We start from the raw sequence: 12357 nt of genomic DNA on the forward strand, positions 1-12357 counted from the left end.
TAATTTCATGATCAATGATACAGCCGAAGCTTTCGTCGAGGTTCTGGAGACGCCGCTGGTGGCGGGCGCAGGCGCGCTCAGCGGGCTGACCTTTGCCGCCAAGGACAATTACGCCTTTGCGGGCCGTGTGGCAGGTAATGGCAGTCCGGCCTGGAAGGCCAGCCACGCGCCGGACACGATGACGGCGCCGTCACTGCAAGCGGTGCTGGATGCGGGGGGAGTACTGGCAGGCTTCACGAAGATGGATGAGCTTGCCTACAGCATGATCGGCAGCAATGCTCACACGGGCACGCCGCTGAACAGCGCTGCGCCGCTGCGGGTGCCGGGCGGATCGTCGTCCGGCTCTGCCTCTGCGGTGGCGGCAGGTCTGGTGGATTTTGCCCTTGGCAGCGATACGGGCGGCTCGGTGCGCATTCCTGCGTCCTTCTGCGGGCTCTACGGCTTGCGCCCGGGCCATGGCCGCGTTGATGGCACGGGGTTGAAGCCGCTTGCCCCCAGCTTCGATGTGCCGGGCTGGTTTGCCCGGGAGCTCGATCTGATGCTGCGGATCAGCGCCGTCTTTGGCATCAAGGCAGACAATGCACCGGCCCCCGCGCGGCTGTGGATGCCGGAAACCATATGGGCCACGCTGGACCCTGCAATGCGGAGCGCTCTTGCGCCAGGTGTCGCCCGTGCTGAAAGCCTGCTGGGGCCTGCGCTCACCCATGCCATCCCGCTTTACGGCGGGATCGACTGGTTCGAGACATTCCGGCTGCATCAGGCTTATGAGGCTTGGCGCGCGCTGGGGGACTGGATCGAGGCTGAGCAGCCGGACTTTGGCCCCGGTGTCGGTGAGCGGCTTGCCGCGGCCAAAGCCGTTCCGGAAGAAACGTTTGCCAAGGTTGCACAAGACCGGTCTGTCATCCGCGCTGCCATGGATGAAGCGCTTTCCGGCGGTGTGATCCTGCTTCTTCCGACTGCTCCCGGCCCGGCGCCCCTGCGCGATGCCAGCCAGGCGGATCTAGAGCTTTACCGCCGGGCCACCATGCCCATCACCTGCATTGCCGGTCTCAGCGGCCTGCCGGAGCTGACGGTTCCCGGTGCCAGCGTGGACGGCGCGCCGGTTGGCCTGTCGCTGGTGGCGGCAAGGGGCGGGGAGGAGATGATCCTGGATTTCGCCCGCCGCATCGCTGCCGCGTGAGGAGGCAGAAATGAAGCCGCGTGTGGCGCTGATCAACCCGAATACCACTGTGGCGACGACGCTTGCCATGGTACGGCTTGCGGCGGAGGCGGTGCCGGAGATCGAATTTCTGCCCGTGACCGTTGCCAAAGGGCCGCCGGTGATCACGGAGCCAAAGGCTCTGGCGGAAGCGGCAGGGCATGTGGCGGCGCTGGCGGATCATCTGCCGGAGGGGATTTCCGGCGTCATCACGGCTGCCTTCGGCGATCCGGGGCTGGAGGAGCTGCGCGCCGTTCTACAGGTGCCCGTCACCGGCATTGCCGAAGCGGGCATGCAGGCAGCGGCTGAGGGCGGCCGGCGGTTTTGCGTGGTGACCACGACGCCGGATCTGGCCGTCCCGATCAAGGCACGGGCAGTGGCCTATGGTCTTGGTGACAGTCTCGTTTCCGTGCGGTTGACGGCGGGCGATGTGCATCAGGTGATGGCAAACCCGGAACGGCTGGAAGCGGCTCTGGCAGAGGCCATTCATCTGGCCATTTCGGAAGATGAGGCCGAGGCGATTGTCATTGGCGGCGGGCCGCTGGCCGTTGCGGCGCGTGCTCTGGCGGGGCAGTTTCCCGTTCCCATCATCGAGCCGGTGCCTGAAGCGGCGCGCCGGATCGCAAGGCTGATCCGGCGCGCAAGTTTTTGAATCAGACCGTGATGATGGCCTTGATCAGCGTGCCACGGTCTTCTGCCCAGAGCGGCAGGCTGGTTACGGCGTCCTCGAAGCTGGTCTCGTGGGTTGCCAGCGCATCTACCGGAACCTCGCCGCTGCGGATCTTGGCAATGACGTGCTCGAAGTCTTCCTTCAGCGCATTGCGGCTGGCGAAGAGTGTCGTCTCGCGCTTGTGGAACTCAGGATCGGCAAAGACCAGATCACCCTTGACCACGGACAGCAGCACATAGGCGCCGCCATGGGCGACATGAGCAAGCCCTGCATTCATCGCCTTGATGTTGCCGGTGGCATCGAACACCACGTCATAGGCACCCGGCGTTTCCTGTCCCACCAGTTCGTAGCGGGCAGAGGGCAGGGCCTTGCGGGCAAGATCCAGCCGCGACTGTGAGGTGTCGCGCAGGGTCACGTCTGCGCCTTCAATGGCTGCAAAGATCGCAGCGCCAAGACCGATGGGGCCTGCGCCAACGATCAGCGCGCTCATGCCGCGCCTCACACCGCCCCGGCGCACGCCATGGGCACCGATAGCCAGAAACTCGACCATAGCCGCAGCCTTGGGCGACAGCCCTTCGGCCGGATAGAGATTGCCCTCCGGCACCACGATTTCCTCGCACATGCCGCCATCCGTGTGGACGCCAAGCACGGCTATGGCCTCGCAGCAGTTGGGCTTGCCGATGGTGCAGGCGTGGCACTTGCCGCAGGTGATGTAGGGATTCACCACGACGAGATCGCCCTTGGCAATCCGTCCATCGGAAGAGGCTTCCTCTGCCGTGCCCGAAAGTTCGTGGCCCATGACGCGCGGATAGGCGAGGAAAGGCTGATGACCGCCGTAGATGTGGTAATCCGTGCCGCAGATGCCGATATGACCGATCTTCACCCGCACATGGCCGGGCTTGGACTCGGGGCGCGGACGCTGGGCTTGTTCGAACTTGCCAGGCTCGGCACACACAAGGGTCTTCATCAGGGACATGGGACAGTTTCCGGGTTTCTTGAAATGCGCGTTTGTATCGCTTACGGTTTTTTATTGAAAAAGATCCGTTTCCGTCAAACTGAATCCGGTTGATCCCGGTTGAAAACCAGAGGCCTGTTCGTGGCGCGTAACCGCAACCTCTTCAAACTGCACGTGAATCTCATGCTGGACCGGTTGCAGCTGATGGAGCCCGGTGAAAGCCTGGGCTCGGAAGCCGAGCTGGCGGAGGCTCTTTCCGTGAGCCGGACCACCGTTCGCGCTGTGCTGGCGCATCTGGCTGAAGCCGGGATTCTCGACTGGGACGGGCGCGAAAAGGTCCTGTGCCGCCTGCCGGAGGCGGCTGACTGGTTCGAGGAATCGGAGACGCTGTCCCATCAGGCTCTTGTGGAGAGCCAGTTTCTGGATTGGGTGCTCAGAGGCGATCCGCGCCCCAACACGGTGCTGAGCGAGGCAGGGCTTGCCCGCCGGTTCGGGGTCAATGTGGCCTCCGTCCGCGAATTCCTGATCCGCTTCGAGCCATTTGGCCTGATCGAGAAGCAGCCGAACCGGCACTGGGTGCTGAAGGGCTTCACCCGTGGCTTTGCCGAAGAAATGTTCACCGTACGCGAGATGTTCGAGCGCAAGGCGCTGTCCGGCATGATGCGCGTCTGCGGGCCTGAAGGTGAAAGGGCTGGTGAGTTGCAGGAACTTTTGCTGGCCCATCAGTCTCTGGCTGCCGGGCCGGATGAGGGGCTGGATGCCTTTCCACAGCTTGATGCGCAGTTCCATCAACTGCTTTGCGCTTGCTCTGGCAACCGCTTCATCATCGACTTCAGCCGCACCATCTCCATCATCGTGCACTTCCATTACCGCTGGAACAAGCGTGACGAACAGCATCGCAACCGGGCTGCAATTTCTGAGCACATGGCCATTATCGAGGCCGTTCAGGCAGGTGATGGAGTGCGTGCACAGGCTGCGCTGGATGCCCATCTGGCCACCGCCCGGCGAACGCTGATGGCGTCGGTCATCTGGCCGGAAGACAGCGGCGCAACGTGACGGCCTCACCGAGAATTGGCAACCTGCTTGTCTGACAAGGCTTGACAAGCGGATCGCTCCGGTGAATCCATAGCACCGAGTTTGGTCCAACCATAGGACCAAAAGCCAGTGGAGGGGAGGCCATGGCAGGACTTTCAGCAGTCGAGGACATTCGCGAGGTTTTGCGCCGGGAGATCGTGGAGCGCATGCAGGTCGGCGATCTGCTGCCAAACGAGCGGGATCTGGCCGAACGTTTTGGCGTCGCGCGCAACACGGTGCGCGAGACCATGATCCATCTGGAAGCCTTCGGCCTTATCGAGAAGACGCGGCGCGGCGCAAAGGTGCGCAAGCCGGATTTCGATCCGATCTTTTCCGTCTTTGCCCAGCATTTCGACAATTCCGCCAAGACGCTGGAAGACGTGCTCAATTTCCGCCGCATCTTGGAAACCGGCGCAGCGCCTCTGGCCGCGATTGGCGTGACGGACAGCCATCTCGAACAGATGGCCGAGGCGAACGAGCGCATGCGCCGGGCCATGACTGTTTCGGAAGCCGCTGGGCACGACTACGACTTTCACATGGCCATGGTGGAGGCGACGGGCAACACGGTGCTGATCCGCATGTACCGGGTGCTGTCGGTGCCGCTGCGCTTCTACATGGAGGTGGGCAAGTCCCGCTCGGCGCAGACGGTCGAGTCCCATGCCCAGCATCAGGCCATCATCGGCAAGCTGCGCGAGCGGGACGCCGCCGGGCTCACGGCCAGTCTCAACACCCATTTCGACTATTCGGGCGCCGTCTTCGCGGCCCTCGCAAAACAGGCGGGCGATCCCGTCTGACATTGTCCCAAGTGGAGGATCTGCAATGAAACTGAAATCGCTTGCGCTTGCCGCGCTCATGGGCGTCGCGGCCATTCTGCCTGTGGCGGCGCAGGAAGTGGTCGTCAAGGTGGCCTATGAGAACAATCCGGGCGAGCCTGTCGACAAGGTGATGCACCGTTGGGCTGACCTCGTGAAGGAAGCTTCCGGCGGCAAGGTGGCGCTGGAGCTGTTCCCGTCCTCGCAGCTGGGCGCGAAGAAGGACGTGATCGAGCAGGCCATGCTGGGCGTGAACGTCGTGACCATTGCCGATGCCGGCTTCCTCACTGACTTCGATCCGGATCTGGGTATCCTGTTCGGGCCGTATCTGGCTGACAATCCGCAGCAGCTGCTGAAGATCTACGAGAGCGACTGGTTCAAGCAGAAGGATCAGGAGCTGCGTGCCAAGGGCATTCACATCGTCATCCCGAACTACCTCTATGGCACGCGCCAGCTGCTGGCGACCAGGAAGGTTGAAAAGCCGGAAGACCTGAAGGGCCTGAAGATCCGCGTTCCGAACAACCCGATGCAGATCAAGGCCATCGAGCTGATGGGCGCCACCCCGACGCCGATGCCGCTCGGCGAAGTCTATCCGGCCCTGACGCAGGGCGTGATCGACGGCGTGGAAAACCCGCTGCCGGTCCTCTACGGCCAGAAGCTCCACGAGCCGGCCAAGGAACTGTCGATGATCGGCTATCTGACCAACACGTCGCTGTTCCTGGGCGGCGAAGCCTTCTTCTCCACCCTTGATCCGCAGGTCCTCGAAATGCTGCACAAGACCGGCTACGAGGCCGGCCTCTACAGCCAGGAGATTGCAGCGCAGGAAGAAGAGCGCATCCTGAACGAGATGAAGGCGGCAGGCGTCACTGTCACCGAGCCGGATGTGGCCGCCTTCCGCGAAAAGACCAAGCCCTTCTACACCCAGTTCCCGGAATGGACCCCGGGTCTCTACGACCTGATCCAGGCAGAACTCGCCAAGTGATCCTCCCGGCCGGCCGCTTCCCGGAAGCGGCCGGTCCTCCCTGAAGCGGAGACTGCCATGTCCCTCATTTTCCGTGCCGCCTCGGCCTTCGGGGCCGTCTGTGTGGCCCTTCTCGTGCTGATGACCGTTGCAGCCGTCATCGCACGTTATCTTCTGGGAACGCCTTTTGCCTGGACGGAAGAAGTCTCGGGCATGCTGATGATCTGGATCGTGATGATCGGCGCCATCGCCTGCGAGGCAAACCGGCAGCACCTCACCATCGATCTTCTTGAGAATGCACTGAAGGGCCTGCCGCGCCGCGTGTTGATGTTTGCCGTCAATCTGGCCTCCTTCGGTCTTCTGGCCTTCATGTCCTGGCAGGGCTGGGCATTGGCCAAGGCGACCGCTTTCAAGAAGACGCAGATGCTCGGCATTTCGTGGTTCTGGCTGGATCTGGCCATTGTCATCGGTGCTGGCGGCACGGCGCTCGTCACGGCCTGGCGCCTTTACCGGCCGGATGCAGCCGCAACCCCTCCTGCGGATCCTGAGCACAAGGCCTGATCCATACTGCCTTCGCATCCTTTCCTGACGGCCACGCATTCGCGTTCAGAAAGACGTCCATGACCTGGTTCATCATCATTGCTCTCATGTTCGCGCTCTTTGCCCTGAACATGCGCATCTATCTCGCCATGTTCGCGGCTGTGGTCGCCTATTTCGTGTTCTTCTCCTCGGTGCCCCTGCAGATCTCCGTCCAGCGGATCATTGCGCCGACGCAGAACCCCTCGCTGCTGGCCATCCCTTTCTTCGTGCTGCTCGGCACGCTTCTGGGCACCACCGGTATCGCCGGACGGCTGATGAAGCTGGCGGATCTGATGGTCGGGCGGCTGACCGGCGGCCTTGGCCACACCAACGTCATGCTCTCCACGCTGATGGGCGGCATCTCGGCCTCGAACCTTGCTGACGCGGCCATGATGTGCCGCATACTGGTGCCGGAAATGCGCCGCCAGGGTTACAGCGCCGGTGCAGCTGCCGCCATCACCGCCTGCGGCTCGCTGATCACCCCGATCATCCCGCCCGGCATCGCACTGATCATCTATGCGCTGGTGGCTGACGTCTCCATCGGATCCATGTTCACCGCTGGCATTATTCCGGGCCTCCTCTGTGCGGCGCTGCTGATCATGGCCGTCTGGATCAACGCCCGCCGCAAGGGTCTGAAGCCCTCACGCGAAAGCTGGCCGACAGCGGCCGAGACGAAGACAACGCTCATCGGTGCCTGGCCTGCCATCTTCCTCGTGCTGGTCATCGTCGGCGGCATCCGCCTGTCGATCTTCACGCCGACGGAAGCCGGTGCCGTTGCGACCGTTTTCACCCTGGCCATCGGCTTCCTGATCTACCGGGAAATGAAGCTTTCGGATGTGGGGCGCGCCTTTGCCGAAACCGGCCGCCAGACGGCCTCGATCCTCCTGGTCATCATGACCTCGTCGGCCCTTGCCTGGATCTTTTCGGTGGAGCGTGCCGGTGTTGCCATGGCGGAGATCATCACCAGCCTGACGACCGACCCGTGGGTCTTCCTCATCGCCATCAATGTGCTGCTGCTTGTGCTGGGCATGTTCATCGAGGGCACGGCACTGATGATCATCCTGGTGCCACTGCTCAAGCCCGTGGTCATGCAGCTCGGCATTGATCCGGTGCATTTCGGCATCGTCATGATCCTCAACCTCTCCATCGGCACGCTGACCCCACCGGTCGGAACAGTGCTGCTGATGGTCTGCAACCTGACAGGCACCAAACTGGTCGAGTTCATGCGCGACGGCTGGATTTTCCTGGCTACGCTTCTGGTGGCGCTGCTGCTTGTCACCTTCGTGCCGGCTTTCTCGCTGGCACTGATCTGACGGGGCTAAGCGAACTGAAAAGGGCCACCTGCGGAGAATCTTCGCAGGTGGCCCTTTCTGTTTCGGGCAGGCAATGGTTCAGGCCTCAGCTCTTGCTGCTGCCGTCGAGACGGTTGAGATCGTTCAGATCCTCCTCGCTGGTCCAGCTGTCATCCGGTTCCGGCTCGTAGATCAGCTCACTTTCGGAGACTGGAACGGAGGGAGCAGGCGGCTCATTCGCATCGGATGTGTCCGCGCTGCTGCCAGCGGCCCCTCCCCCTGCAACGTCAGCCGGTTGCCCATCACTTTCTGAAGACGAGTGTGACTTGCTGCCTGAAAGGCCCGCACCGGCCTCCAGATGGTTTTCGCCGTCAGCCTTGGCCTCCGTCCCTTCCTCTGCCGGTAATGCAGGCATGCGCTCAAGCTCAGGTTCGGACTCAGCTGCAAGCCCGGCATTCGGGGCAGGGAAGGGCAGTTCAGCCTCTGCTTCAACTTCCGCTGCCGGGTCAACACCGGCACTGTCCGTGCCGTCGCTGCCGGTCTTCTCTGCGGCTTTGCCCGCCACGGCCGCACCATCACTGGTGGCCGGGGATTCTGCTGGAGCTTCCGCCGCTTCGTCTGTGCTGCGCTCAATGTCAGATCCGCCAGCGGCTTCACCGGCAAGTACAGTTTCTGCCGCCCGTTCATTTGCCGGCTTATCATCTTCATGAGGCGGCAAAGCATTGTCATCCGGCTCTGCACTTGCGGCCATGACAACCCCTTTCGCCAGCGCCTTTGTGGCTGCGGCACGGGCCATGGCGGCGGCCTTGTCAGCCTCTGCGGCGGCGGTCAATGCGGCCATGGCTGCCGTCTTGCTGGCTTTGGCTGCGTGAAGGGCTTCCTCACTTGCCACCCAGTCAACGGAAGGCATGTCCACCTTCCGGTGGGTTTCGATGACATGGCGCACCCAGTCGGGCGCCTGCCGCCCGTTGGCGACGCTGGTCAGCACTTCACGGGCCGCCTGCCGCTCGCCAAGGGCGGCAAGGGCGGCGCCCACCGCATTGCCCGCCTCGCGGAAGTCCGGTGCTTCGGTCCATGCGTCGTCTGCCTGCCGCAGGGCCATCTTGATGTCACCTGCGCGCCGGGCAAGAGAACTGAGCTTGACGCGTGCGGCATGATGCTGTGCATCGCGTCCGAGAGCGGCTTCAAAGGCGCGGCGGGCGCCGACCAGCTCACCCTGGGCTGCCATCACGTCCCCCAGCACGACGAGCGCTTCCACCGGCCCGGCACCGCCCTGAGCGGCACGCTCGGCCAGCTCACGCGCTTCATCGAAGCGGTGGCGCTTCAAAAGAAGATTGGCAAGGCCCAGGAGAGCCGGCTGATAATCCGGGTCGAACCGCAGGGCATGGCGGTAGTTGGCGATGGCAGCGCCTGGGCGTGCATCCTGCGAGCCGGTTTCGGCCAGCAATGACAGCGCAGCAGCGCTGTCCGGCAGCACCTCGACCAGCTTTGCCGCATGAATGGCCGCTTCGTCATAGGCGTCCCGGCGCAGCAGCAGCGTGGCGAGGCCATAAAGCGCATTCTGGTCCTTTGCATCGAGTTCCAGAACGGCGCGGAACGAGGCCTCTGCGTTGACGAGATCGCCGGTCATCAGCTGGCAATTGCCAAGGCTCGCCCGCGCCCGCGTGTTGGCAGGCTCTGCAAAGACGATCTTGCGCAAATGTGTTGCCGCCTCCTCAAACTGGCCCTCGCGCAGCAGCCGCCGGGCCAGCCGGTGGGCGCTCTCGATGCTGCTGGCGCTGATCGGGCCAAGGCCTGCCGCGTCGCCTTGCGAGCCTGAGGATGAAGTGTGTCCAGACACAGGTTCCCGCCCGCCGGTTCCGCCGCCGGTGGCTGTTGCTTCCTTCAGCCGGGTGTCCTCCGCATCCGTCATGTCAGACGACCATTTCCGGGGCCGGGACTTGTGCTGCCACCGTCCGGCCCCTGTTTGCTTGCCATTCCTGTTTCTGCCCCCTGACCCCCATGCGTTCCGCATCGAATCAAAAGGCATGAGCTGCCTGCAGTCTAAGCACTCACTCTGAGGCGGTCAAAAGGCGGAAGGGGGTCCAGGCAGGCCTGTCCACCCGCATTTTCGGCCATCTGCCGGCTCTGTTGTGCGTCATGGCGTGGCTTTTCCCTGTTCGCCCTGCAAAAGACCGCTGTGGTACGCGTGAAATGCCGCCGGCGTGAATTCTGTGGAGGAGCGGAGCGCGTCAGGTGGCGAAGCCTTTTCAGATGAACTGAAATTGTTTTAAGCGGGCGGCCTGAAAGCTGTAGAGCTACATTCGTGTAGCGTCTTCGATGCACTATCGGCCGCCAGAAAGGCACGGAACATGAAACAGTCAGGCGGCAAGGAGCCTAGAGCCAAACCCGCAGCCAAGCCGGCGGCTCAGCAGGCGGGCGGTCAGGTCAGTCTGTTTGATACGGTGCCCGAAACCGGGCTCGACAATTTTCTGCCGCTGAAGATCATTTCGGCCGCAAGGCTGGTGGAGCGCCGTCTCGTCAAGGCCCTGCAGACCCAGCATGCGCTGGCCCTGGCCGAATGGCTCGTTCTGGCTGCGCTGATCGAGGCGGGCGAAGGCTCGGTGCGTGATCTTGGGGCGAAGACCGGGCTTGATGCCGTGGCCATCAGCCGTGCGGCCATGCGTCTCACCGACCGCAAGTTCCTGAAGAAGACCGAAAACCGGCAGGACCGCCGCCTTGTGGTACTGAAACCCACCAAGGCCGGCCGCGACCTTGCCGATGAAATCAATGCGCGGCTTGTGCCGCTGGAAGCCGAGATCATGAAGGGTCTGGGCACGCCGGACCGCATTCGCCTCGCCAGCCTTCTGGGCTCTCTGCAGACCAAGGAAAACGCCTGACGCGCCGCCGCTTGCGGCGGCCGTTTCAAGGGCCGGGACAGGGCAGGGTGCTGCCCTTCACAAAAGCTTTGCAAGGCGCAAGATTCCGGTTCAAATCCACCCTCTGACCCGCTAGAAGCTGCTCATGACCCAGCACGACCGTCTTCTCATCATCGACTTCGGCTCCCAGGTGACGCAGCTCATCGCCCGGCGTCTGCGCGAGCTGAATGTCTATTGCGAAATCCACCCCTATCAGAACGTCACGGATGACTTTCTGGCGGCCTTCAAGCCGAAGGCGGTGATCTTCTCCGGTGGACCGGATTCGGTCACCCGCGAAGGCTCGCCCCGGCCGCCGAAATCGGTCTACACCCTCGGTGTACCCATCCTTGGCATCTGCTACGGCCAGCAGGTGATGATGCAGGATCTGGGCGGTCAGGTCGATGGTGGCAAGATTTCCGGTGGTGGCGGCACGGCAGAATTCGGCCGCGCCTATGTGACCCCGTCCGATCAGAGCGATGCCTTCATCGCCGGCTGGTTTGCCGGTGGGCGCGAGCAGGTGTGGATGAGCCACGGCGACCATGTCAGCCGCATCGCGCCGGGCTTCAAGGTCTACGGCACCTCGCCGAATGCGCCCTTTGCGATCACCGCCGATCCGGAGCGGCATTTCTATGCGGTGCAGTTCCATCCGGAAGTGCACCACACGCCGAACGGCCGGACGCTCTATGAGAATTTCGTGCGCCTTGCCGGATTCAAGGGCGACTGGACCATGGGCGCCTACCGTGCGGAAGCCATTGCCAAGATCCGTGCGCAGGTGGGTGACAAGAAGGTCATCTGCGGCCTGTCCGGCGGTGTCGACAGTTCCGTGGCAGCTGTGCTGATCCACGAAGCGATTGGTGACCAGCTCACCTGCGTCTTCGTTGACCACGGCCTGTTGCGGCAGGGTGAGGCCGAAGAAGTCGTCACCATGTTCCGCGACAATTACAACATCCCGCTGATCCATGCAGATGAGCAGGAGCTGTTCCTGGGCGCGCTGGAAGGCGTGACCGATCCGGAGGTGAAGCGCAAGACCATCGGCAAGCTGTTCATCGACGTGTTCCAGAAACACGCCAACAGCATCGATGGCGCCGAGTTCCTGGCGCAGGGCACGCTCTATCCGGACGTGATCGAAAGCGTCAGCTTCTCCGGTGGCCCGTCTGTGACGATCAAGAGCCACCACAATGTGGGCGGCCTGCCGGAAAAGATGGGCCTCAAGCTGGTCGAGCCGCTGCGCGAACTGTTCAAGGACGAAGTGCGCGCCCTTGGCCGTGAGCTTGGCCTGCCGGCGAAATTCATCGGGCGTCATCCGTTCCCCGGTCCCGGCCTTGCCATCCGTTGCCCCGGCGAGATCACCCGCGCCAAGCTGGAGATCCTGCGCAAGGCGGATGCGGTCTATATCGACCAGATCCGCAAGCACGGCCTTTATGACGAGATCTGGCAGGCCTTCGTGGCTATCCTGCCGGTGCGCACCGTCGGCGTCATGGGCGATGGCCGCACCTACGACTACGCCTGCGCCCTGCGCGCGGTCACCTCCGTGGACGGGATGACGGCGGATTACTACCCCTTCACCCACGAATTCCTCGGCGAAACCGCGACCCGTATCATCAACGAGGTCGAAGGCATCAACCGCGTCACCTACGACATCACCTCCAAGCCTCCGGGCACGATCGAGTGGGAGTGATTTTCGTATGGCCGGGCGTATCCGGAAGTACGCCCGGCCATGCTATAACTCGCTAAGCAAAAGAAGAAGTTCCTAGATATCTATCGATACCTATCGGCGGGAGAGGTCGGCATTGACGGCCCGTGTGGCAGGCCACGCCATATTGATCACCTCAATGATCCGGAACACCGTCAAGGCCGAGGGCCTTTGACGGTGTCTTTATATAAGCGTCTGAAAAATATATATATTTCCAGAAAGACAC

At 62.8% G+C, this 12357-nt stretch carries 11 protein-coding genes; 9 read left to right on the top strand and 2 right to left on the bottom strand.

What is annotated here, in order from left to right; genetic code table 11:
• The first annotated feature begins 7 nt into the window (after positions 1 to 7).
• Both V6L75_RS00545 and V6L75_RS00550 read left to right on the top strand, forming a co-directional pair.
• Complete coding sequence (locus tag V6L75_RS00545; RefSeq protein WP_334249596.1) at positions 8 to 1180, top strand: amidase; 1173 nt, start codon at positions 8 to 10, stop codon at positions 1178 to 1180.
• Between the two features lie 10 nt (positions 1181 to 1190).
• Positions 1191 to 1850: an aspartate/glutamate racemase family protein gene (locus V6L75_RS00550; protein ID WP_334249597.1), complete on the top strand. Its 660-nt coding sequence runs from the start codon at positions 1191 to 1193 to the stop codon at positions 1848 to 1850.
• A gap of 1 nt (position 1851) precedes the next feature.
• Here the strand turns inward: V6L75_RS00550 and V6L75_RS00555 are convergent, their stop codons facing one another.
• Positions 1852 to 2835, bottom strand: coding sequence for a zinc-binding alcohol dehydrogenase family protein (locus V6L75_RS00555; RefSeq protein WP_334249996.1), 984 nt, complete (start codon positions 2833 to 2835; stop codon positions 1852 to 1854).
• 129 nt (positions 2836 to 2964) lie between these two features.
• On the opposite strand from V6L75_RS00555, the gene V6L75_RS00560 reads away from it, so the two are divergent.
• The 5 genes from V6L75_RS00560 (at position 2965) to V6L75_RS00580 (ending at position 7562) form a co-directional block, all read left to right on the top strand.
• The gene (locus V6L75_RS00560) at positions 2965 to 3879 is read left to right on the top strand and encodes a GntR family transcriptional regulator (protein ID WP_334249598.1); all 915 of its coding nucleotides are present in this window, start codon (positions 2965 to 2967) and stop codon (positions 3877 to 3879) included.
• A 122-nt stretch (positions 3880 to 4001) separates the two neighbouring features.
• Entirely contained in the window at positions 4002 to 4691 is a 690-nt protein-coding gene (locus tag V6L75_RS00565; protein ID WP_334249599.1) for a FadR/GntR family transcriptional regulator, read from the top strand.
• A 25-nt stretch (positions 4692 to 4716) separates the two neighbouring features.
• Positions 4717 to 5691, top strand: a complete 975-nt coding sequence (locus V6L75_RS00570; RefSeq protein WP_334249600.1) for a C4-dicarboxylate TRAP transporter substrate-binding protein — start codon at positions 4717 to 4719, stop codon at positions 5689 to 5691.
• 57 nt (positions 5692 to 5748) lie between these two features.
• Entirely contained in the window at positions 5749 to 6231 is a 483-nt protein-coding gene (locus V6L75_RS00575; RefSeq protein ID WP_334249601.1) for a TRAP transporter small permease, read from the top strand.
• Between the two features lie 59 nt (positions 6232 to 6290).
• A complete protein-coding gene (locus V6L75_RS00580) occupies positions 6291 to 7562 on the top strand; it encodes a TRAP transporter large permease (RefSeq protein ID WP_334249602.1) in 1272 nt (423 codons plus the stop codon).
• Positions 7563 to 7647: 85 nt separating this feature from the next.
• Here the strand turns inward: V6L75_RS00580 and V6L75_RS00585 are convergent, their stop codons facing one another.
• A complete protein-coding gene (locus V6L75_RS00585; protein ID WP_334249603.1) occupies positions 7648 to 9453 on the bottom strand; it encodes a tetratricopeptide repeat protein in 1806 nt (601 codons plus the stop codon).
• A gap of 439 nt (positions 9454 to 9892) precedes the next feature.
• Here V6L75_RS00585 and V6L75_RS00590 point away from each other — a divergent pair, with 439 nt between their 5' ends.
• Both V6L75_RS00590 and guaA read left to right on the top strand, forming a co-directional pair.
• Entirely contained in the window at positions 9893 to 10420 is a 528-nt protein-coding gene (locus tag V6L75_RS00590; RefSeq protein ID WP_334249604.1) for a MarR family winged helix-turn-helix transcriptional regulator, read from the top strand.
• A 124-nt stretch (positions 10421 to 10544) separates the two neighbouring features.
• Positions 10545 to 12116, top strand: coding sequence for a glutamine-hydrolyzing GMP synthase (guaA, locus tag V6L75_RS00595; RefSeq protein ID WP_334249605.1), 1572 nt, complete (start codon positions 10545 to 10547; stop codon positions 12114 to 12116).
• The last annotated feature ends 241 nt before the right edge of the window (positions 12117 to 12357 follow it).

Origin of the sequence: Pannonibacter anstelovis (genome assembly GCF_036881715.1) — a bacterium.
GTDB classification, from domain to species: Bacteria; Pseudomonadota; Alphaproteobacteria; order Rhizobiales; family Stappiaceae; genus Pannonibacter; species Pannonibacter anstelovis.

Bases quoted from the DNA above. Each gene is read 5' to 3' on its own strand.
- V6L75_RS00580 (WP_334249602.1), top strand. From the start codon at position 6,291: ATGACCTGGTTCATCATCATTGCTCTCATGTTCGCGCTCTTTGCCCTG.
- V6L75_RS00565 (WP_334249599.1), top strand. From the start codon at position 4,002: ATGGCAGGACTTTCAGCAGTCGAGGACATTCGCGAGGTTTTGCGCCGG.
- V6L75_RS00570 (WP_334249600.1), top strand. From the start codon at position 4,717: ATGAAACTGAAATCGCTTGCGCTTGCCGCGCTCATGGGCGTCGCGGCC.
- V6L75_RS00545 (WP_334249596.1), top strand. From the start codon at position 8: ATGATCAATGATACAGCCGAAGCTTTCGTCGAGGTTCTGGAGACGCCG.
- V6L75_RS00555 (WP_334249996.1), bottom strand. From the start codon at position 2,835: ATGAAGACCCTTGTGTGTGCCGAGCCTGGCAAGTTCGAACAAGCCCAG.
- V6L75_RS00590 (WP_334249604.1), top strand. From the start codon at position 9,893: ATGAAACAGTCAGGCGGCAAGGAGCCTAGAGCCAAACCCGCAGCCAAG.
- guaA (WP_334249605.1), top strand. From the start codon at position 10,545: ATGACCCAGCACGACCGTCTTCTCATCATCGACTTCGGCTCCCAGGTG.
- V6L75_RS00575 (WP_334249601.1), top strand. From the start codon at position 5,749: ATGTCCCTCATTTTCCGTGCCGCCTCGGCCTTCGGGGCCGTCTGTGTG.
- V6L75_RS00585 (WP_334249603.1), bottom strand. From the start codon at position 9,453: ATGACGGATGCGGAGGACACCCGGCTGAAGGAAGCAACAGCCACCGGC.
- V6L75_RS00550 (WP_334249597.1), top strand. From the start codon at position 1,191: ATGAAGCCGCGTGTGGCGCTGATCAACCCGAATACCACTGTGGCGACG.